The 20,512-nt window shown below is 49.6% G+C and carries 20 protein-coding genes and 1 pseudogene; 8 read left to right on the top strand and 13 right to left on the bottom strand.

Going from position 1 to position 20,512, the window contains the following annotated elements; translation table 11 throughout:
• Positions 1-210 precede the first annotated feature (210 nt).
• The 5 genes from ispF (at position 211) to Q0393_RS05750 (ending at position 6,895) form a co-directional block, all read left to right on the top strand.
• Positions 211-1,533, top strand: a complete 1,323-nt coding sequence (gene ispF, locus Q0393_RS05770; RefSeq protein WP_298978597.1) for a 2-C-methyl-D-erythritol 2,4-cyclodiphosphate synthase — start codon at positions 211-213, stop codon at positions 1,531-1,533.
• The gene (locus Q0393_RS05765; protein ID WP_298978596.1) at positions 1,530-2,393 is read left to right on the top strand and encodes a response regulator; all 864 of its coding nucleotides are present in this window, start codon (positions 1,530-1,532) and stop codon (positions 2,391-2,393) included. Before ispF ends, Q0393_RS05765 begins: the two co-directional genes overlap by 4 nt.
• Positions 2,371-4,296, top strand: coding sequence for a hypothetical protein (locus Q0393_RS05760; protein ID WP_298978595.1), 1,926 nt, complete (start codon positions 2,371-2,373; stop codon positions 4,294-4,296). Before Q0393_RS05765 ends, Q0393_RS05760 begins: the two co-directional genes overlap by 23 nt.
• 738 nt (positions 4,297-5,034) lie before the next feature.
• Positions 5,035-5,571: a phosphatidylglycerophosphatase A gene (locus tag Q0393_RS05755; RefSeq protein WP_298978594.1), complete on the top strand. Its 537-nt coding sequence runs from the start codon at positions 5,035-5,037 to the stop codon at positions 5,569-5,571.
• 616 nt (positions 5,572-6,187) lie between these two features.
• Positions 6,188-6,895, top strand: coding sequence for an alpha/beta hydrolase (locus tag Q0393_RS05750; protein ID WP_298978593.1), 708 nt, complete (start codon positions 6,188-6,190; stop codon positions 6,893-6,895).
• A 476-nt stretch (positions 6,896-7,371) separates the two neighbouring features.
• On the opposite strand, the gene Q0393_RS05745 is transcribed toward Q0393_RS05750, so the two are convergent.
• Genes Q0393_RS05745 through Q0393_RS05735 form a run of 3 tightly spaced genes read right to left on the bottom strand, consistent with a single transcriptional unit; the run spans position 7,372 to position 8,329 of the window.
• Complete coding sequence (locus Q0393_RS05745; RefSeq protein WP_177388005.1) at positions 7,372-7,839, bottom strand: hypothetical protein; 468 nt, start codon at positions 7,837-7,839, stop codon at positions 7,372-7,374.
• Positions 7,836-8,072: a hypothetical protein gene (locus tag Q0393_RS05740; protein ID WP_005871317.1), complete on the bottom strand. Its 237-nt coding sequence runs from the start codon at positions 8,070-8,072 to the stop codon at positions 7,836-7,838. Before Q0393_RS05740 ends, Q0393_RS05745 begins: the two co-directional genes overlap by 4 nt.
• The gene (locus Q0393_RS05735; protein ID WP_005871316.1) at positions 8,069-8,329 is read right to left on the bottom strand and encodes a hypothetical protein; all 261 of its coding nucleotides are present in this window, start codon (positions 8,327-8,329) and stop codon (positions 8,069-8,071) included. The genes Q0393_RS05740 and Q0393_RS05735 overlap by 4 nt, the downstream gene beginning before the upstream one ends.
• Positions 8,330-8,398: 69 nt before the next feature.
• Between Q0393_RS05735 and uvrB the strand changes: the two genes are divergently transcribed.
• On the top strand, positions 8,399-10,375 hold the full coding sequence (gene uvrB / locus Q0393_RS05730; RefSeq protein ID WP_298978590.1) for an excinuclease ABC subunit UvrB: 1,977 nt from the start codon (positions 8,399-8,401) through the stop codon (positions 10,373-10,375).
• A gap of 573 nt (positions 10,376-10,948) precedes the next feature.
• Here uvrB and Q0393_RS05725 read toward each other — a convergent pair.
• From Q0393_RS05725 to der, 10 genes and pseudogenes are all read right to left on the bottom strand, one after another.
• Positions 10,949-11,110: a hypothetical protein gene (locus Q0393_RS05725; protein WP_298978588.1), complete on the bottom strand. Its 162-nt coding sequence runs from the start codon at positions 11,108-11,110 to the stop codon at positions 10,949-10,951.
• A gap of 151 nt (positions 11,111-11,261) precedes the next feature.
• Positions 11,262-11,564, bottom strand: coding sequence for a hypothetical protein (locus Q0393_RS05720; protein ID WP_298978586.1), 303 nt, complete (start codon positions 11,562-11,564; stop codon positions 11,262-11,264).
• Positions 11,522-11,716: a hypothetical protein gene (locus tag Q0393_RS05715; RefSeq protein ID WP_298978584.1), complete on the bottom strand. Its 195-nt coding sequence runs from the start codon at positions 11,714-11,716 to the stop codon at positions 11,522-11,524. The genes Q0393_RS05720 and Q0393_RS05715 overlap by 43 nt, the downstream gene beginning before the upstream one ends.
• Positions 11,717-12,141: 425 nt before the next feature.
• Positions 12,142-12,555: a hypothetical protein gene (locus Q0393_RS05710; RefSeq protein ID WP_298978582.1), complete on the bottom strand. Its 414-nt coding sequence runs from the start codon at positions 12,553-12,555 to the stop codon at positions 12,142-12,144.
• A 24-nt stretch (positions 12,556-12,579) separates the two neighbouring features.
• Positions 12,580-13,917: a PFL family protein gene (locus tag Q0393_RS05705; RefSeq protein ID WP_298978580.1), complete on the bottom strand. Its 1,338-nt coding sequence runs from the start codon at positions 13,915-13,917 to the stop codon at positions 12,580-12,582.
• A gap of 9 nt (positions 13,918-13,926) precedes the next feature.
• On the bottom strand, positions 13,927-14,193 hold the full coding sequence (locus Q0393_RS05700; RefSeq protein WP_005871308.1) for an ACT domain-containing protein: 267 nt from the start codon (positions 14,191-14,193) through the stop codon (positions 13,927-13,929).
• 58 nt (positions 14,194-14,251) lie between these two features.
• Positions 14,252-14,749 carry a DUF2628 domain-containing protein gene (locus Q0393_RS05695; RefSeq protein WP_298978578.1) on the bottom strand — a complete coding sequence of 166 codons (498 nt, stop codon included), beginning with the start codon at positions 14,747-14,749 and terminating at the stop codon, positions 14,252-14,254.
• Between the two features lie 10 nt (positions 14,750-14,759).
• Positions 14,760-15,728 carry a tryptophan--tRNA ligase gene (trpS, locus tag Q0393_RS05690; RefSeq protein ID WP_298978576.1) on the bottom strand — a complete coding sequence of 323 codons (969 nt, stop codon included), beginning with the start codon at positions 15,726-15,728 and terminating at the stop codon, positions 14,760-14,762.
• A gap of 487 nt (positions 15,729-16,215) precedes the next feature.
• Positions 16,216-16,710, bottom strand: a pseudogene (locus Q0393_RS05685) (shikimate kinase); the annotation flags it as partial.
• Positions 16,697-18,082, bottom strand: a complete 1,386-nt coding sequence (gene der, locus Q0393_RS05680) for a ribosome biogenesis GTPase Der (protein ID WP_298978575.1) — start codon at positions 18,080-18,082, stop codon at positions 16,697-16,699. The gene der and the pseudogene Q0393_RS05685, both read right to left, overlap by 14 nt.
• Positions 18,083-18,622: 540 nt before the next feature.
• On the opposite strand from der, the gene Q0393_RS05675 reads away from it, so the two are divergent.
• Both Q0393_RS05675 and Q0393_RS05670 read left to right on the top strand, forming a co-directional pair.
• Positions 18,623-19,528 carry a DMT family transporter gene (locus Q0393_RS05675; protein WP_298978574.1) on the top strand — a complete coding sequence of 302 codons (906 nt, stop codon included), beginning with the start codon at positions 18,623-18,625 and terminating at the stop codon, positions 19,526-19,528.
• Between the two features lie 6 nt (positions 19,529-19,534).
• Complete coding sequence (locus tag Q0393_RS05670) at positions 19,535-20,467, top strand: DMT family transporter (protein ID WP_298978572.1); 933 nt, start codon at positions 19,535-19,537, stop codon at positions 20,465-20,467.
• Positions 20,468-20,512: the final 45 nt, after the last annotated feature.

Raw genomic sequence — 20,512 nt, 5'->3', positions numbered from 1 at the left:
TCGCTTCTTAAAAATGCGCGTATAATATAACAAATTTCATTAATCCTTACTTTTCTTTTGCCGTTTATTTTCGTAACGCAGGATGAAATTTTACCGCCGCGCCGCGTAAATTTACGCCTAAGCTTAAGATATTTCAGCGCGCAAGCCGAGATTAATTTTGCTTTCATTTTTAATACGTATAATTTCGTAACAAAATTTCAAGGATAAAATTTGAAAGATATATCTCTGATTTTGCTCGCCGCCGGCGATTCGAGCAGGTTTGAACTCCCCGTCAAAAAGCAGTGGCTGCGCGTGGGCGAACTGCCGCTTTGGCAATACGTCGCGCAAAATATCGCGCGGGCGCACCCATTTAAAAAGATCATAATCGCCGTAAACGAGGAGGACGTGAGCTATTGCGAGCGCCTCTATACGTGCAGCTCGGCTTCGGCGCGCGGCAAAAGCGCGGAGTACGACACGAGCGAGTATAAATTTCAAAGAAAGCAGGGCGGGATCGAATGCGGCGCAGACGATCTAAACGACGCAAGCAAGCCGCGGAGCGCGGAAAATTTTAAAGCTCAAGTCGAATGCGGCGCAGATGAATGCGGCTCTGCAAATTTAAAATTTCACTTCGCCCCCGGCGGCGCAAATCGCCAAAGCTCGCTAAAAAACGCGCTGCGGCTCGTAGAGAGCGAGCTCGTACTCGTAAGCGACGTGGCGCGCGCGCAAATTTCGCCAGAGCTGATCTCCTCGCTGATACGAAATTTAGGCGGTGCGGACTGTATCAGCCCCTATCTTGGCGTAAATGACACGACCTATCTCGGCGAGCGCATTGTGGAGCGAGAGGAGCTGCGCCTCATCCAAACGCCACAGCTTTCGCGCACGGCGCTACTTAAAAAGGTGCTTGAAGGAAGCGAAATTTTTACCGACGACAGCGCGGCAGTCGGTAGCGCGGGCGGGCGGTTGGAATTTATAAAAGGCCAAGCGGGCGCGCTTAAGATCACGCGCGTAAGCGATCTGGCGGCGTTAAATTTAAAACCCTGCTCGCGCGATATCTTCTGCGGTGCGGGTTACGACGTGCATGCGCTTGAAAAAGGCGCGGGCATCGTACTTGGCGGCGTACAGATCCCGTGCGAATTCGCGCTGATCGCGCACAGCGACGGCGACGTAGCGATCCACGCCCTAATCGACGCTATTTGCGGCGCGGCGATGCTGGGCGACATCGGCGAGCTGTTCCCTGACAGCGATGTCAAATTTAAAGGTGCGAACAGCAAGGAGCTGTTACGAAAGGTAATGCGGCGCGTCAGGGGCTACGGCTACGAGCTCGTAAATGCCGATATTACGATCATCGCGCAGCGCCCGAAAATCGGCATTTACAAAGCGCAGATGCAGGAGGTTTTAAGCGAAATTTTAAACTGCGCGCGCGTCAATGTCAAAGCGACCACGACCGAAGGGCTGGGATTTACGGGCAGAAGCGAGGGTATCGCCGCGCAGGCTGCGGTAAGCTTAAAATTTTACGACTGGCAAAAGTACGCAGCAAAGGCGCAGGGCGCATGAAAATTTTAATAATTGAGAGCGAAAGCTATCTAGCCCAAAGTATCGCAAACAAGCTGGGCGCGCTGGGGCATGAATGCACTAACGCGGCGAGCTTGGCGGCCGCGGCGGGCCTTGCGGAGGAGTTTGAGGCGGTGTTACTTTCTACGAGCTGGAGCGGCGCGAGCTTTTATCCGCTGATCGAAAAATTTAGGCGCTCGATCATAATTTTGATGGTTGCCTACGTCGATAGCGAAACGGTGCTAAACCCCATAAAAGCGGGCGCGACGGACTATATCCAAAAGCCATTTATGATAGAGGAGCTCATAAAAAAGATCGAGCATTACGCGCAGTTTCGCTCGCTAAAATCGCAAAACGAAGCCTACGAAGCACTGCTTAAAGAGGTCTCCCTTTCGTGCGAGATACCGCCCGCGCGTTTAGCGCAGATAAAATTTCCACTTCTTTTGCGCGGCGATGCGGCGGCTCGGGCTGCAGCGGTATTTAAGATCGCGCTTGCGCTAAAATCGCGCCTTAAAATTCTATCCGCGCAAAGCCCTGAGCCGCTAGAACGCGGCGCGGAGATTTTTTATGCACCAGATTTTGATAGCCTAAGCGGCGCGCAGAAGGAAAAATTTCTAAGCAAAACCAAATCCATGCGCTTAATTGCCGGATCCATTGGCGCGCAAAAGGGCTTTAGCGACGAAATTACGCTTGGCAGCAGCAAAGAACGCAGTGAAATTTTAAGCATCGAAGAATACGTAAAGCTCACGATCGTAGCGCACCAAGACGAGTATTTCGACTCCGATCTGGCGGCGGCACTTGGGATTTCGCGAAAATCGCTTTGGGAGAAAAGGAAAAAATATGGCATCGCAAGAAAAAAATAGCCGCGCGCGCTCGGTACGGATCGCAGACGGGACAGAAATTTCACGCGATGCCGACAATTTGCATGCAATAAAACCGCTTGAAAGCGAAGGAATTTCAAGTAGCACGAAAGCTCCAAACGCCGCAAGAGCTTCGAGCGATGCGGCGCTAAATTTAAAGGCGAAGCAAAATTTAAAAGCATCGCAGAACTCAAAAGCAAGACAAAATTTAAAAGCAAAGCGCAATTTAAAAACGATGCGAAATTTAAAAGCGTCAAGGGCTGGCGATGCTAGAAAAGAGGAGGCACAAACTAAGGGCTCGGCATGGAATTTAAAAGCAGAGCAAGCCGGAAGCGAGAGCAAAGGCACAAATAATAGCGCAACGCAAATCCGCAAGATAGAGATCTCGCGCTCCGACCTAAACGTCCTGAGCCTGCTCGCAAACGGCGCTTTCGGCAAGATCTGCGAGCTACTGCGCCCAAGCAAGCTAAGCGTATGCGGCATAAATTTCGTTTTTTCCTGCGCGGACGCAAAAAAGGGCGATATTTTGGAGCTTTATCTCCGCAAGGACGGCATAGCCGAATGCGCCAAAAATTCGCTTAGCGGCGAGAGCGGCGCGTATTTGCTAGCCAAAGGATCACTCAACTTGCAGGATGGAGTTTCTGCCACGGCACAAAACGAGCAGAATTTTGCAGAAAGCGGCACGGATCTCGCGCGCACTGCAAGTACACAAAGCACTATAAACGCCACAAGCGAGGGCTTAGACCATATAGAAAGCCTTACTGCGAGCTATGATCAAACTTTTACTAGCAGCACGGATGTAAAATCTGCAAACAACGCCGCTTTGGATTTGGCGAAAAGCTCCAGCGAAAATTCTGCGGTAAATTCCGCGCGGAGCTTTGCCGAAAATTCCGCACTCAATCCCGTTTGCAGCGCAGATGCAAAATCCGTAGCAAATTCGGCGGGAAATTTTATTTCAAATTCCACCGAAAATTTCATCAAAAATCCCGCTGCAAATCCCGCCTCTTGCGAGCTTGTAGCGCACATAGACGTTAGCGACATTTATGCTCCAAGCGCAAGCGAGATCGCAGGCTCGGTATTTCAAAACGCATACGCAGAGCAAACTGCGGTGCAAGGGCGCATCACGATGCTAAAAAATGAGCTTGCAGAGCAAATCGCGCGCATAAAAAAAGTCGCAAGCTCGCTTGCCGCGCCTAAAATTTCAGCGTTTTTTACCTGCGCCGATCCGATCCACCGCGTGCATGAGCGGCTGATTAGGCATATGATCGACAAGGCGGATTTCGTGGTGATTTTTTTAACCGGCACGAACAGCGCGGATGCCCTGCCTTACGAACTACGCAAAAAAACGCTAAGCTATTTGCTGCAAAATTTTTTGGTCGCGCAACGCGCCATGATGATCGATCTGGGCTCGCTTGCGATTTTTGACGACAAGCCCGCCCTGCAATGCGCGATTGCGAAAAATTTAGGTATAAACAAAATAATTTTTGGGCAAAATCACGCAAATATGGAGCTATTTTTCGAAGGCGGCGGCGTGCATTCGGTGCTAGACGAGTATCAAAAGCGCGGCGAAATCGAGATTTTGCTTATGCCAGAATACGTCTATTGCGAGAAGTGTAAGGTGCTCGTAAGTACCAAAAACTGCCCTCACGGCGCTCATCATCACGTGCATTACCGCACACAAAATCTCAAGGCACTGCTGCGCGCGGGGATCTTGCCGCCCGCGATTTTTATGCGCAAGGAGATCTCGGCGATGATTTTAAGCGAGCTTTTTCCTGCGCGATTTTCGGATCTGCAAAAGCTCTACGACGAGCTTTTCCCAAACAGCGGGATCTTGCAGAGCCACGGCGAGAGCGAGTTTTACGAGCAGCTTATGCAGCTGTACCAAACCAGCGCGCTAAAGACGTAGCTCTCGAGGGCGCAACGCAAAAATGACGTGGAATTTGCGGAAGCTAGGCAGAGGGTAAAATTTCGCGACGTTAGAATTTACGGCGGCTAGACGTAAAGTAAAATTCCATAGTGTGGAAAGAAAGGACTGCGCGGAATTTTATAGAATAAAGAGCGGCGGACGCAGATTTGGCGTAAAATTTTGCGGTATAACGAAGCTAAATTTTTAAAGCATTAGCGGTGCGCTAAAAGAGGTTTTAAATCTTAAAGACGCAGATACGTAGCAAATTTATAACGACGCAATAAAATCGTGCGGTGAAGCGGATCTAAAATTTTAAGGTGCGGCATATGTGTAATTAGCAGTGTAGCGGATCTAAAATTTAAGCTTTCGACGAGCGAGCTTAAAATTGCGGTTGCTGCGAGTTACAGCGCAAAACTCGGATGCAGCGCAACGACTGTTCGCTCGCGCAAAATGCCTTGCGTTTGCGGACGTGTTTGAAAACTCCGCGCAGGCGAGCAAAATTTTAAAATTTTTACGCAAATGAGTAGAATTTTAAAATTCCTACGTTAGTGAGCGAAATTTTGTGGCGAGCGAGTAGAACTGATTTCGTGTAGGCGGGCGAAATTTAAATTCTATATGCACGAACAAAATTTAAAATTTCCTCGCACGCGCGAACGAAATTTAAAATTTTCGCGCGAGCAGATGCTCTAATTAAAATAAGCGGTAAAATTTTAAAAAGCAAAATTTAAAAGGACAATTATGGATAAAATTTTCGTTACATTTTTCGGCGCGGGGCTACTAAAGCCCGCGCCCGGCACCTGGGGCAGCATCGCAGGCTGGATAGTGGGGCTTGCAATCTTAATGCTGGCGGGAGAGGTGACGCTGTTTTTGTGCGCCGGCCTCGTCTTTTTCGTCTCGCTTAAGATCGTAGGCGATTACGAGAAGCGGACCCGCTCGCACGATAACAGCGAGATCGTCATCGACGAGGTAGTGGGGGTGTGGATCGCGATGTGCGTCGCCGCGCCCGCGGGCGAGATCTTTTCGCTGCCACTACGGGAGCTGATCACGGGCTTTGAGAGCAGCAGGATATCGATCGTCGCAATGATTTTGGCGCTGCTGTTTTTCAGGGCTTTCGACATCCTCAAGCCATCGATCATCGGGCGCGTGGATCGCGACGTAAAAGGCGGGCTCGGCGTGATGCTAGATGACGTGCTGGCGGGCTTTTTCGCGGGGCTTGGGGTTTTGATAATTATCTCTTTAGGAGTCAAGCTCGGCGCCGCGGGATTGATTTTTTAAGCTTTTTGGATGTGCTCATGGCAAACACAGCACGATTGCAGCGAACGCAGCGCGATTACGGGCACTATCAAGCACCGAAATTTTAAAAACCGCATCTTAAGTGGGGCTTATGAATTAGCGCAAATTTTAACTTCTAAGGCGCGAGCCCGCTTGAAATTAAAATTTAGCGGTATTTATTCGCGCAGCCTGCAAATAAAGCAGGCGTAAAATTTTAAAATTTTGCACGAGTCGCGATAAAATTTGCGTGGTCTTAAATTTTAAATTTCGCAGCTCGCGAAATTCTACGGCGTAAAAATTTTAAGACGCAAATTTTAGAGCACGCGCAGTTGCGATATAAAATTTCGTAGCAAGAATTTTTACAGTCTGACGGCGCAAAATTTCTACGATATAGAATTTTAATTGCGCTGCAAGAACCAAAATTATGCCGCCTGAAATTTCGTGCGGCTAAATTTTAAAACAAAGCGGCAGGCACAGCTCGCGCGTAAAATTTTAAAATTTATCGCTAATCGCAGGCAGTCTAGCAGGGCGTGCTATTAATTTCAGCAATATTTATGGTTTTGCTTGTAACATTGCCGCAAAATGCGGGTATCGGCGCAAAAAATTAAAGGAACGAAAAATGAAAAAGAGCGCGATTGAGATACGCGGCATTCCCGCCGCCGTTTGGGGGAACCGCTCGAAAAAGGTTTATATCTACGCTCACGGGCAATGCGGAAGCAAGGAGGATGCGGAGCTTTTGGCTTCCGTCGTTTGCAAGCAAAGCTGGCAGGTAATTAGCTTTGACCTGCCCGGACACGGACAGAGGCGGCACGAGCCCGCTTCTTACGATCCGCGGCACGCTATTTTAGAATTTCGCGAAATTTTATCGTATGCAAAGAAGCGTTGGGGCGAGGTCGCGCTGTTTGCCGTTAGCCTAGGGGCATGGCTCGGCCTGCAAAGCTTCCGCGACGAAAAGCTTAGCGACTGCCTCTTCGTCTCGCCGATACTTGATATGAAATACGTTATTTCGAATATAATGTGCCAAGCTGGCGTCAGCGAGGAGCGATTGAAGCAAGAGCGGATGATTTTGACCCCTGCCGGGCAACCGCTTTTTTGGGAATATTGGAGTTTTGTTTTGAACAATCCGATCACTAAGTGGGAAACGCCCAGCAGAATTCTATATGCAGAAAACGACGATATGACGCCTCTTTGTATCGTTAGAAATTTTGCGCAGAAGTTCGACTGCGACTTAAGCGTTATGAAAAACGGCGAGCATTGGTTCCATACACCGCAGCAGCTAGATTATTTGCGTAGTTGGATCAAATCGGCGGTTGAGAATCGGCGATAAAATTCTATGAGAGATTTTAAAACTCACGCCCAAGCCCGCGCCGATAAAATTCTGCGCGTCTTCAGGGTGCAAATTTCATGAATTTAAGATGATCTTGATATTTTGCTTTAATACGCTTGTTTTATAAGGCGCTTTTCGTAAATCCCAGCTCGCATCGCCGCCGTACGAGGCATCTAGCTTCAAAAAGCATACATCTCATAAATTTAACCGCAATAGCATAAATCACGACCGCTATGAATTATAAACTAAAATATGATTAAAATTTTAGCCGATAAGCTGTCAATATAAATGCAAAAATACCGATTTTAAAGCTAAATTTTAAAAAAATACCTATAAAGATGAATTCTTGAGACTTAACATGTTTTTGGCACGAGGTGCGAGCCGACACACGGCTACGCACTTCACTAGCACTATCGCGCTTTTGCTACACGTACGCTTTATGAATCCATAGCAGTCGCGCGATTAAATTTTAAAAATTATTTGCCTATCCTAAAGCCGTTTAGCTTCATATAAGTCGTATCTTTATGAAATGCTTCGCAGCGCTCCCTGTTGCGGTTGATATTCGAGGTCTCGAAAAAATATCCATCACTATCTTGGCGCAAGGTAATCGTCGCGCAAAAGATCATATCGTTTTTGAGTTTCGGTCCTACACCGTAGTCAAAGGATTGATTTAAAGTGACGGTTTTTTCTAGATCGCTATCACTAAACTGTCTGGAACCCGTCATGCTCTTTAGCTCGCGAAAATTTCCTTGATTTAAGTAGTCGCGTTGTATATCTTTAAATACGCCTTCAAGCTCGACTGCATAAGCTTTTACTAAAACCTCATCCTTAGCACCGCTTAATTTTGGATATATTATTTTTACTATCACGAAGATTATAATAGCTAAAAATATTATCCCACTTACGCCACCGCCTACTGCCGCACCTTTTCTCATTTTCATCATTTTACTCCTTCGTCGATGTCCTTTACCAAGGCATCTATTTTTTTATTAAGCATGAAATTTTCGTAGCTTTTTTGGATATAGGCTTCAAGCAGTTCGCCCGCATCCAGATGATCGCTGCCACGAGTTAAAATCCGCCAGTCCCTACCAAAGACCTTTGCAAAGTCATCATCCAGGCTTATCGCGTATTTTTTCGTCAAAGACTTACTCGTCAGCTGAACTGAAATTTCTTTCATTTCTCGCCTAAATTATCGCCTGCCAAAATATCGTCGATCTGCTTGCTTAGATCCTCATCACTCATCTTGCGATACGCCAGATCGTTTTCAAGCGTGCCAAGCTGCATTCCCAAAGCCTCGTTTTGCGCCTTGACCGTCGCTAGCTCAGTGCGTAGCTTCTCGTTTTCGTCCCTAGCCTCGGTGTATCGTCTAATCAGCTCAGCTACTTTATTGCTTAAGCCCTCGACCTTTTTCTCTTCGTCAAAGATTGATTCCATTATTTCGCCTTTTCTGATATAATTTAAATGAAGATATTACCCAATTTTGGCTTTAAAAAAGGAAAAATTTTGCAAAATTTTAAAATCGAGAGCAAATTCTCTCCGAGCGAGGATCAAGAAAAAGCGATCGAAGGCATCGTCGCGGGCTTTCAAAGCGGCAATAAATACCAAACTCTTCTCGGAGTTACCGGCTCGGGCAAAACTTTTACCATGGCAAATATCATCAAGCGCCTTGGAATTCCCGCGCTCGTAATGACGCATAATAAATCTCTCGCGGCGCAGCTTTATAGCGAATTTAAAGGCTTTTTCCCGCAAAATCACGTCGAGTATTTCATCAGCTACTACGATTATTATCAGCCCGAGGCCTACATCCCCAGGCAGGATCTTTTCATCGAAAAGGACAGCGACGTAAACCAAGAGCTCGAGCGCTTGCGGCTAAGCGCCACGGCGAGTTTGCTGAGCTTCGATGATGTCATCACCGTGGCGTCGGTTTCGGCAAACTACGGCCTGGGCGATCCCGCCGAATACAAAGGCATGGTGCTGTTTTTTGAGATTGGATCAAAATTTAGCACTAAATTTTTACTTCGCAAGCTCGTCGATATGGGCTACAAACGCAACGACGATTTTTTTGATCGCGGGAATTTTCGCGTAAACGGTGACGTGATCGACATCTATCCCGCGTATTTTAACGACGAGGCGTTTAGGATCGAGTTTTTCGGCGACGAGATAGAGGCGATGTATCATCTGGACGTGCTCGAAAACAAAAAGACGCAGAGCGTCAAAAAATTTATTCTCTACCCGACGAGCCAGTTCATCGTGGGCGAGCAGCGCCTGAAATCGACGATCAAAGGAATCGAGGAGGAACTTGAGCAGAGGTTGAAATTTTTCGAGGACGCGGGCAAGCTCGTCGAGGCGCAGCGGCTGAAAGGGCGAGTGGAATTTGACCTTGAGATGCTGGGCGCTACTGGGATGTGCAAGGGGATCGAAAACTACGCGCGCTATCTGACCGGCCAAAAGCCGGGCGAGACGCCCTATTCGCTCTTTGATTACTACGAGAGCAAGGGCAAGGACTACCTCGTCATCGTCGATGAAAGCCACGTGAGCTTGCCGCAGTTTCGCGGGATGTTCGCAGGAGATCGCAGCCGCAAAGAAACGCTCGTAGAGTACGGCTTTCGCCTGCCTAGCGCACTTGATAACCGCCCGCTGATGTTTGATGAGTTTATCAATAAAAAGGCTAAATTTCTATTCGTCTCCGCAACGCCCAATGATTACGAGCTGGATCTTAGCCGCGGAGCCGTATATGAGCAGATACTGCGCCCGACGGGACTACTCGATCCGCAGATTATCTTAAAAGATAGCGACAACCAGGTCGAAATTTTACACGATATGGCAAAGGAGGTTATCGCGCGCGGCGAGCGGATATTGGTGACCGTGCTAACCAAAAAGATGGCGGAGGAGCTGAGCAAATACTATCTGGAGCTTGGGCTTAAGGTCAAATATATGCACTCGGATATCGATGCGATCGAGCGCAACGAGCTCATCCGTGGCCTTCGCAGCGGCGAATACGATATGCTAATCGGTATAAATCTGCTCCGCGAGGGGCTCGATCTGCCCGAAGTAAGCCTTATCGCGATCATGGATGCCGATAAGGAGGGATTTTTGCGCTCGCGCACCAGCCTTATTCAGACGATGGGGCGAGCCGCGCGAAACGTGAACGGACAGGTCGTGATGTTTTGCAAAAAGATCACCGCCTCGATGCAAGAGGCGATCGACATCACCCAAAAGCGCCGTAAATTTCAAGATGAATACAACCGCGCCCACGGCATAACCCCGCATTCTGCGAGCCGCAATATCGAAGAGAGCCTAAAGATCGAGGACGGCACAGAAATTTTAAGAAAGGGTGCCAATTTAGAGAAGATGCCCGCCGCCGAGCGCGCCAAGATCGTAAAGGAGCTTCGCAAGCAGATGCTCGACGCCGCTGCCGCGCTGGAGTTTGAAAAGGCCGCAGCGCTGCGCGATGAGATCGCGAAGCTTAGGAAGCTGTAAATCGCAAGGCTTAAAAGCGCCGTGAAATTTCGTCGTGAAATTTGCGCGTTAAATTCCACCTGGCGGAGCGTGAAATTTACGCGCGTAACACAGAGTGGAATTTGCGCGCCAAATGCCGTCAGGCAGAGCGTAAATTTGCGCGTGATGCGAGACGGCGAGTTTTAAAATTACTCATTAAATTTTAGATAGTTTGAGGTGGGATGCTGCGAGAACGGTTTTAAAATTTGCTCTTTAAATTTAAGATGATTTGCGCGCGAAATTTATAGATTGATTTTCTCGCCAAATTTACACTCCGCGCCCCCCCTGCCGCGCCGGACATCCGATCCGTAAATCTACGCGCCGAGCTTTTTGTTTCAGCCCGCTTTTGATCCGCAATTTGCGAGCCTGATTTGCGGCAGTCGCACTACCCCACTCTATACCGCCGCGCGCCTTTACGCTTTTTTTGCATCTCTCCGCACCCATCTTCGACTTTTTCCCGCGCGCGCCCCGCGTTTAAATTCTGTCGCTTCGCTCGCTCAATCCGTAGCGGCTACGAGCGGACATGCACTCAGACGCCGAGTTTGCACGTACTTTTTACTCGCCGTTGTGCGCGGATACTTTCAAAATTTTACGTAGAATTCCAAGCCTACCCGCACCTACATTCGTGCCGCAGTAATAAACGCTCACTTTGAGGATACGAACGAAGTATTTACGTGACACGGCGCGGAAAATGAAATTTAGACGCCGCCTTGTCAAAGCGTATCTTAGCCGCTGCAGTGCGCCGCAAAATTTCAAAAACGGTAGCGAGCCGAGATTTAAATTTATCCGCAGGAATACGCCATAGTGCGCCGATTTACGCGCTGCGTAAATTTTAAAATCGCCTCTAAATTTAAAATTTTATCCGCGATTAATACTCTCTGCAAAGCTCTAAATTTTCCACGCGCAGCGGTCTTTCGCCCTCGAAAATCACCCCGATGCCGAAAGGCTCGCAAATATCAAGCGCGCCCTCGGCAAATCTCAGCAGCCACTGCGTATCGCGTGCGTAAAATGTGCATTGCGGCAAGCCAAACGGCAGATCGCAAACGGGCGCGTCAAGCAGCCTAAGCTCATCCTCGCTCAAACGATACTCGCGTCTAAGCTCGTCTCGCAGGAAGAAAAGAGCGTCTTTTACGTACCGATCGATGTCTCGGGCGATGCGCTGCGCGAGCAAGACCCCGCATCGTCCACATCCGCCGTATCTGCAGACACGAGACAAAATGGTACCTCGCTAGAGCTTTCGCTTTTTAGCTCCGCATACCAAATAAAGCCCTCGTCCGTTGCGACTTTTTCAAGTTCGCCAAATTTCCAAGCCATTTTTTGCATTTTATTTCCGCCCCATATTTTCGCATCATCTTTTAAAATCTTGATGCCGCGCCCGTTTTTGCGCGCCGTGTTGAAATCCGCACCGAAATAGAATTTTGCCCACTTCTTAGCGGACGAGCAATGATAACGAAACAGGTTGCTTTTAAATTTTAAAATTTCAATGCAAGCCGCTTTAAAATTTAAAATTTTAAAAGACCCGCTACCGTCCGCCGCGAGCGGTAATGAAATTTTAACGCCGCGTCTTACAGCAAAATTTTAAAATTTTAGCGCGCCGCGGGGATCGCGCCGTAAAATTTCAAGCCGAAATTCTAACTCAAAATTCCATGCCCGTAGCACAGAATTTAAAGCCCAAAAATTCTATCGCGGCGACTTAGAATTTTACTAGCTAAATTTTACGAATTTTATGCGCTTTTAAATCCGCAAATTTAATACGCCTTTACGAGCCGTAAATTTTCTAGATATATGACGCCGTCAAAAACGCCGCCTCCATTCGGCGCAGGCCAAGAAATGGCAATTTTTTTCGGCTCCTCGTCGTATTTGGGCTCGCAATAATTCTTTGAGCAGTCTATTTTAAATACCTCTTTATCATTGCTATCAAAATCCGTCTGGGTAGAATTTTTAGGAATTTCCAGCGTGTGGATTATACGATACGGCTCGCCCTCTTTTGTGCGGGCGGACGTTATTTTTATTAGCGTATCTGCGCTGTCATCCGAAATCCTATAGACCCCGTCTTGCCCCAAGCCCGCCAGCTCGAATTTTTTCTCCTTGCTATAAAATGCCGAGATTATAGAGCAGCCGCTAAAAAGCAAGGCCGCCGCAAATAACGCAAACGCCCTCATCTTTCCTCCTTAAGCGGGTTAAATTTAGTTTTTAAAACTATGAATAGGTGCCGGTATCTGGCCGCCGCGGGCGATGAAGTCCGCCGATGAGTTTTTATTTACGCTCATCACGGGCGCGCTGCCAAGAAGCCCGCCAAACTCCAGCGTGTCGCCCTCTTTGCCTTTTGGGATTATGCGCACGGCGGTCGTTTTTTGATTTATCACGCCGATCGCGGCCTCGTCGGCTATGATCGCGGCGATCGTTTGCTCGGGCGTATCCTGCGGGATCGCGATCATATCAAGCCCCACCGAGCAGATCGCGGTCATCGCTTCGAGCTTTTCTAAGCTTAACGAGCCTGCACGCACTGCGGCTATCATGCCCTCGTCTTCGGAGACGGGGATAAATGCGCCGCTAAGTCCGCCTACTTGGTTACACGCCATTACTCCGCCCTTTTTGACGGCGTCGTTTAGTAGCGCTAGAGCTGCCGTCGTGCCGTGCGTGCCGACGCGCTCTAAGCCCATCTCCTCAAGCACGCGCGCAACAGAATCGCCCACCGCCGGAGTCGGAGCTAGCGATAGATCGACGATGCCAAATTTCACGCCCAGCCGCTCAGACGCCATTTGGCCCACGAGCTGTCCGATGCGCGTGATCTTAAACGCCGTCTTTTTAACGGTCTCTGCTACCACGTCAAAGCTCGCTCCTCGCACCTTCTCAAGCGCGCGCTTAACGACGCCCGGGCCGCTAACGCCCACGTTTATGACGACTTCAGCCTCGCCCACGCCGTGAAATGCGCCCGCCATAAAGGGATTATCCTCGACGGCGTTGGCAAACACGACGAGTTTTGCCGCACCAAGACCCGAAAGCCGCGCGGTTTCTTTGATCACGCGCCCCATGTCAGCGACCGCGCTCATATTTATGCCCGTCTTGGTCGAGCCGATATTTACCGACGAGCAGACCTTCTGCGTCGCGGCGAGCGCGGCAGGGATGGAGTCGATTAAAATTTTATCACCCTTTGCGTAGCCCTTTTGCACTAGCGCCGAAAAGCCGCCGATAAAGTCGATACCGACCTTTTGTGCCGCCTCGTCCATCGCTTTAGCAAGCAGCACGTAGTCTGTGGCATCCGTCGCCGCGCCGATGATGGCGATAGGCGTTACGCAGACGCGCTTATTTACGATAGGGATGCCAAGCTCGGCTGAAATTTCATTGCCGACCTTTACGAGATCGCGCGCTTTGTCGGTGATCTTTGCGTAAATTTTCTCCGCCGCCTTGTCGATGTTCGGATCGATGCAGTCAAGCAGACTGATGCCCATCGTGATCGTGCGGATGTCGAAATTTTGCTCCTCGATCATCGCGATCGTTTCGGTTACGTTTTTGATGTCCATATCGGCACCTTAGATGTTGTGCATGGCGTCAAAGATCGCCGAGCTTTGGATGTTGATCTTTACTTTTAGCTTTTCGCCTAGCTCGTTTAGCTCCTCGCGCAGAGCCGTGAAGTCCTGCTTTTCCTCGCTGGAAACCACCGCCATCATCGTAAAAAACTCATCCAAAACCGTCTGGCTGATGTCGTCTATGTTTAGCCCAAGCTGCGCGAGCTTGGCTGAAACGCCCGCTACAATGCCAACTTTGTCCTTACCGATCACCGTTACGATCGCTTTCATTCTTACTCCTTTTTAAAATTTATTTAGCCGTTTTAAGTGCGGAAGCCCTTTAAAACGACTAAGCCTTGCCGCCGTTTGAAATTATCAGCGCAAACACGATTGCGACCAAAGCGTAAAATATTACCGCGAGCCATATCGCCCATCTATTCACGCCGCCGCCCTTTCTTAGGGCTTCATCGTCCTGTTTATCCAGCAATGAAACAAAACTATAGCAAACGAAATATTTCGCCATAGTTCCGCTACTGACGCTAATCGCCATTCCTATACTTCTATCATATTCATCCAAAAACGGAATAAAGCAGGAAATTAATACAACGGCAAATAGGGCTGCGGCAATTTTATACTCCTTGCGGTACAGAAAAAAGAACAGCGTGCCGAAAAATCCCCACCAACTCCACGTGCTTACATAATTTAACTCGCGCTGCTTGCCCGCGGCGAAAAATTTCTCGCAGGCGCGTGCGTAAATTTCAACCTTGCTAGGAGTTTGCAAGAAAATTTCCAGCTTCTGCCGAAGCAGCTTACCATCAGATAAAATTTCTCTAGCGTAATCCGTCATCTCACCCTCCTTAGCGATAAATCCCTACGGCAGCGCGAACCTTTTGCATCAATGAAGTAGCCGTCGCAGCCGCCCTTTGCGCGCCCTGTCTTAGCATCTCATCCAAAATTTCGCGGTGGCTTTGATAGTATTCGAATTTATCTCGCGCGTCTTTGAAGTAGCCGAGCACGAGCTCGTTTAGATACGCCTTGAAATGCCCATGCCCCTCGCCGCCCCGCTCGTAACGAGCCTGTAGCTCCGTCTGCTCCGCTTCGTTTAAAAATAGCTTCGCGATATTATAGACATTGCACCCGCGCCACTGCTTAGGCGCTTCTAGCGGCTCAGAAGTCGTTACGATACTTGAAATTTGCTTCTTTAGCGTCGCGGCATCTGAGAAAATATCGATCGTATTGCCGTAGCTCTTGCTCATCTTCGCGCCGTCTGTGCCCGGCACGATCGCCACTTCATCATTTACTCGCGCTTGCGGAATAGTTAAAATTTCGCCATGGGCGTTGTTAAATTTAAGCGCGATGTCGCGGGCGATCTCGACGTGCTGGATCTGATCCTTACCCACGGGCACGATCTCCGCGCTGTATAGCAGGATGTCTGCCGCCATCAGCACGGGGTAGCTGAACAGATCGTGCTTGCTCTCAAAGCCCTTTGCGATCTTATCTTTGTATGCGTGCGCTCGCTCGAGTAGCCCCATCGGCGCATATCCGCTTAAAATCCAGTAAAGCTCCAACACCTCTTTCACGTCGCTTTGCACCCAAAACACCGTCTTTTTCGGATCGATCCCCAGCGACAAAAACGCCGCGGCGGCCTCGTAAGTGGAGTTTTTTAGCTTTGCGCCGTCGCTTACGGACGTGAGCGCATGGTAGTTTGCGATAAACATAAACATCTGCTCGCCCGCGTTTTGCGCATCTACCATCTGCTTGATGCTCGCGAAGTAGTTACCCAAATGCAGCTTGCCGCTGGGCTGAAGACCCGTTAAAATTCTCATCATTGCTCCTTTAAATCAAAATCAGATCGCCGTCTACGAAGCCTGCGGCAACGTGCTTGCACTCAAAAATTTTTGCATCTGGCATCTGCTCTCGCAGCTCGCGCAAAGCCTGCACGAGCATTTTTAAAACCTGCTGCCACGAAAGCTCATTTAAAAATTCAAGCTGCAAGCGTGAATATTCGGGATAAAATTCATCCTCGTCCTCGCACGCCCAGTCGTCGTCATCTCCGTCGTAGCTGCTCGATCCCGCCAACTCAAGCGTATAAGGCTCGTAAAGATCGAAGTGCCACGCGATCACCCGCTTTGGAATTTCCTCGCGCTCTAAGCCCTCTAGTAGCTCATGCAGCTTTTGCTTTAGCGCCTCTTTCTTTTTAAGCTTATCGTTTTTATCCTCTTTGCTGTGCGGCTCGGAATTTTTGCCGCCGCCAGAGCGCTTTTGTTTAGACATCTTTTTCCCCTTTAAATTTAGCCCGTTGCAGGCGGAGCAAATTTCTTTTACGATCTTTTTTACGCTTTTATTTTCGACGTCGATTACGATATCGGCCTTTTTTTCATACGCTCCGTCTCTTTGAGCGTGCAGCGCCGCAGCCTTTTGCAGATCCGCTAACAGCGGGCGCTTGGCAAATTTTTTCTCCGCGTTTTCGCTGTTTTTTAAGCGCTCAATAATCCCTTCAAAGCTTGATTTCAGATACACGACGGTGCCGATTTTGTTTAAATTTTTCACGGCGTAAAAGCCGCCGCCTGTAGAGATCACGGCGCAGCGGACGGACTTTTCTAAAAATTTCGCAAGGCTTACTTCCATCTTTCTAAAGCTCTGCTCGCCCTGCTCTTTAAAAATTTGCCCGATCTTTTTATTGGCGTAGCTTTCGATCATATCGTCGCAATCAAGCGCGAACATCCCGCTTTGCGCAGCCAGCGCCCGCGCTACCGTGCCCTTGCCGACCCCCATAAAGCCGATAAGCACGATGTTACCGCTCTTCATCGCTCTCCCCCTTTTTGCGCGGCAGCAGCACTAGCGGACTTCCCGAAAGAGCGAAGCTTGCACGCAGCCTGTTCATCAAATAGCGCTTGTAGCTAAAATGTAGCGCTTGCGGGCGGTTCATCACAAGAGCGATCTTCGGCGGCGCAAAGTCGATCTGCGCGGCGTAGTAAATTTTAACCGATTTGCCCCGCTCGCGAGGTATCGGATGCGCCTTTATCGCGGCTTCTACCACTTCATTGATCCTTGCGGTGCCGAGCTTGCGCGTGAAATTTGAATAAACCTCCAAAATGAGCGGGTAAATTTTATGTATCCGCTTCCTGTCCGTCGCGCTGACGCTGATGATCGGCGCGTAGGAAAGAAATTTAAACCTATCGCGCAGATCGCGGCAAAACTCGTCGTAATCGCGCTCGCAAAGATCCCATTTGTTTAAAATTATGATGAGCCCGAGTTCAAATTTAGCCGCAAGCCCCGCGATGCGCTCGTCCAGCTCGTTTAGCGGCTCGCTTGCGTCAAGCACCAAAAGCGCGATGTCGGAGTTTTGTAAAATTTTTTCGGTACGATTTAGCGCGAAACGCTCGATGCCTTCGATCTTACCGCGGCGGCGAATACCCGCCGTGTCGATAAACTCAAGCGTGCGCCCCCCAAATTCCGTGCTTTCGTTCACCGGATCGATCGTCGTGCCCGCATAATCGCTCACAACCGAGCGCTGCGAGCCCACAAGCGCGTTTAGAAGGCTTGATTTGCCGACGTTTACCCGCCCGATGATGCCCACGCCGATGGTCTTGTCTGCATAAAATTCCTCGTCGCGCCCCTCTTTCGGCTCACCCTCGTCGTTGAAGCCCTCTATAAAATCATCAAAAATTTCATCCTCGTCCTGCCGCGCGGGCGCAGGGTCTAAAAAGCCATATATCCACTCTTTCAGCTCATCGATGCCGCTGTTGTGCGAGACGGAGATAGGGAAAAATTTAGCGCCGAATTCGTTAAACTCCCAGCTGCGCTCCTCGTCGCGCTTGCCGTCGATCTTATTGACCGCCAGGGCGATGGGCTTGCCAAGTCTCTGCAGCGAGAAAAATATCCGCCGCTCATCATCGCTCGGCAATAGCTTGCCGTCCGTCATAAAGATTATCAAATCCGCGCTCTTGGCCTCGCTTAGCGTCTTAGCCTGCACGCGCGCAAACAGCTCGGAGGCATCGTCCAGGCCGCCAGAATCGATCACGCGCACGCGACGATCGAAAATTTCGGCTTCGGCTCTATTGGTATCGCGCGTCGTACCCGCAACGTCGCTCGTGATGGCGATGCGAGCGCCCGCTAGGCGGTTAAAAAGGCTCGACTTGCCGACGTTGGGGCGCCCGATGATGATCAAACTTTTCACGTTCGTCCTTGTAATTTTTGGCGCGATTATAACCAAAAATAGATTAAAGCCAAATTCTACGCGCTCGCTCGCGGAGCTAAGCGGCAAAATTTTATGAAATTTAGGCGCTAAATTTTATGGAATTTTACCGCAGCTCGCATAGACATCAGCGCGACGGACGCATTCGACGAGATGCGCTTGCGGCTCACATACGCGAGCAGCGACACTAGCGGGACGCCGCTCGTAAAAGACGCCAAGGCGCGTGAGCCATCACCTTAGACGGCGCAGAACTGGGCGATACGTAAATTTTATAAAATTTTAAAACCAAAGCCTGTCCGCGAAAACTAGCAACCAAAGCGTGAAACGGGCGCAACTGCGCGAAAGCATATAAACCCGCAGCTGCGTAAATTTTACTGCTTTGCGCATTCAAGCGCAGAAGTACAAAACCGAGCCGTTGTGCCCAAACGCGCAAAAACAGGCGGCGCGGCGAAATATTAAAACAGCGGAATATTAAAATTTAATCATTATGCGTGTATAATTTCGCAAATTTAAAGGGGCGCGATGAAATACAACAACTTCTTGCTGCACCATCTAAGCGTGTATTATATGCTGATGGCGTGCTTTTACAACTCTCTTACGGGCGTTTTTGCCAAGCTTTTGGGCGCGCAAATTTCATCGCTTGAGGTCGTGCTCTTTCGCAATCTGCCCGGACTTTTGATCCTGCTTTATAAAATCAAGGCTCGTCCCCGCGCGGCGCGCTTCGCAAACAAAGGCGGGCATCCTTTTACGCTCGCGTTTCGCGGCATTATCGGGATTTTGGGGCTGATGGTATTTTTTTATAATGTCGCTAACATCAGCCTCGGCGAGGCATTTACCTTTCAAAAAACGGCGCCCATTTGGACGGCGATCATCGCGTACTTTACCCTCGGCGAAAAATTCGGCGCGATGGGTTGGTTCTCGGTCTGTCTCGGATTTGTGGGCATCGTTTTGGTAATTCAGCCGCAGTTTGGCTTGCAAGCGAGCGATATTTTTGGAATTTTAAGCGGATTATTCGCCGCGATGGCGCTTACCTCCGTGCGCGGGCTACGTAAATACTATAGCTCCGATACGATCATCCTCTCTGCGCTTCTTGCCGGCACGCTGATGCCTATAGCGCTTATGATCGCAGCGGAATTTATAGACGCGCCCGCACTGAGCTTTATGCTTTCTAAATTTAAAATTCCAAACGCGCAGGGCTGGCTCTTTGCCGTGCTTTTGGGGCTGCTGGGGCTGTTTTATCAAACCTACGTCACCAAGGCCTACGCCGCGACGCGCAAAGCGGGCATAGTAGCTACGATCAGCTACGCAGACATCATCTTTTCGACGCTATTTGGGCTGCTGCTAGGCGACACCTTGCCCGGTTTCATGGCGCTTGTGGGTATGGTGCTCATCATCGCCGCGGGCGCGCTCGTGGCAAACCGAAAGTAGGACGGCGTGAAGCAGAAATTTTACTCCGCGTTTTGGCTGAAACATCTGGGCGTTTATTATATGCTCGTAGCGAGCTTCTATTTTGCGCTAAACGGCGCTTTGGCCAAGGTCATGGCAGAGCATATGAGTAGCGCCGAGATCGTGTTTTTTCGCAACGTCGTAGGCATCGGCATCGTGCTGTTTTCGCTAAGGCGGGTAAAAAATCTGGGGCCGGGCGGCAAGCCGTGGCTACTCGCATTTCGCGGTTTTATCGGCAGCTGCGGCATCTTAGCGACCTTTTACAACATCGCTCACATCGATCTTGGCACCGCTTTTACATTCCAAAAAACGGCGCCCATTTTCACCGCGCTATTTTCGGCGTTTTTCTTAGGCGAAAAGCTAAGCTCTAAGGGCTGGTTTGCGATACTGCTCGGTTTTGGCGGAATTTTACTCGTCGTGCGCCCGCACATCGGCATCAGCGTAACCGACGCGGTGGGAATCTTCGGCGGCATGTGCGCGGGACTTGCATACACGAGCGTGCGCGAGCTCCGCAAACACTACGCCACCAACCTCATCGTGCTGGTCTTCGTCTCATCCGCTACCTTTCTAAGCGCGATGATGATGGCTGCGGGCTGGGCGCTTGAAGGTAGCGAGGCTAAAATTTTAGGACTTTTCAGCGGCGCAGATTTAGCGAAGCTCGCTTATTTCAACCCGCCAAGCCTTTTTGGCTGGGTGCTTGTGATGCTCCTGGGTGTCAGCGGTATCTACTTTCAAATTTACATGACGCGTGCCTACGCCGCTTCGCGCAAAGCGGGCATCGTCGCTGCGATCAGCTACAGCGACATCCTATTTAGCATGGCGCTTGGAATTATGCTAGGCGATCATCTGCCCGGTCCGATCGTGCTAGCGGGCATCGCGGTGGTGATTTTAAGCGGAATTCTAATCGCCCGTGAGCGCTAAATTTAAATCTAATTCAAATGCGGCGCAAAGCTAAATTTTATCCGC

This window comes from uncultured Campylobacter sp. (genome assembly GCF_938015785.1).
Taxonomy (GTDB): Bacteria; Campylobacterota; Campylobacteria; order Campylobacterales; family Campylobacteraceae; genus Campylobacter_B.
This window is presented reverse-complemented; position numbering and strand designations above follow the sequence as displayed.

Coding starts and splice junctions, on each gene's coding strand:
- Q0393_RS05735 (WP_005871316.1), bottom strand. CDS start 8,329: ATGGAATCAATCTTTGACGAAGAGAAAAAGGTCGAGGGCTTAAGCAAT.
- Q0393_RS05710 (WP_298978582.1), bottom strand. CDS start 12,555: ATGAGGGCGTTTGCGTTATTTGCGGCGGCCTTGCTTTTTAGCGGCTGC.
- Q0393_RS05700 (WP_005871308.1), bottom strand. CDS start 14,193: ATGAAAGCGATCGTAACGGTGATCGGTAAGGACAAAGTTGGCATTGTA.
- Q0393_RS05715 (WP_298978584.1), bottom strand. CDS start 11,716: ATGCAAAAAATGGCTTGGAAATTTGGCGAACTTGAAAAAGTCGCAACG.
- Q0393_RS05750 (WP_298978593.1), top strand. CDS start 6,188: ATGAAAAAGAGCGCGATTGAGATACGCGGCATTCCCGCCGCCGTTTGG.
- Q0393_RS05765 (WP_298978596.1), top strand. CDS start 1,530: ATGAAAATTTTAATAATTGAGAGCGAAAGCTATCTAGCCCAAAGTATC.
- Q0393_RS05755 (WP_298978594.1), top strand. CDS start 5,035: ATGGATAAAATTTTCGTTACATTTTTCGGCGCGGGGCTACTAAAGCCC.
- Q0393_RS05695 (WP_298978578.1), bottom strand. CDS start 14,749: ATGACGGATTACGCTAGAGAAATTTTATCTGATGGTAAGCTGCTTCGG.
- Q0393_RS05675 (WP_298978574.1), top strand. CDS start 18,623: ATGAAATACAACAACTTCTTGCTGCACCATCTAAGCGTGTATTATATG.
- Q0393_RS05760 (WP_298978595.1), top strand. CDS start 2,371: ATGGCATCGCAAGAAAAAAATAGCCGCGCGCGCTCGGTACGGATCGCA.
- trpS (WP_298978576.1), bottom strand. CDS start 15,728: ATGAGAATTTTAACGGGTCTTCAGCCCAGCGGCAAGCTGCATTTGGGT.
- Q0393_RS05740 (WP_005871317.1), bottom strand. CDS start 8,072: ATGAAAGAAATTTCAGTTCAGCTGACGAGTAAGTCTTTGACGAAAAAA.
- Q0393_RS05745 (WP_177388005.1), bottom strand. CDS start 7,839: ATGATGAAAATGAGAAAAGGTGCGGCAGTAGGCGGTGGCGTAAGTGGG.
- Q0393_RS05705 (WP_298978580.1), bottom strand. CDS start 13,917: ATGGACATCAAAAACGTAACCGAAACGATCGCGATGATCGAGGAGCAA.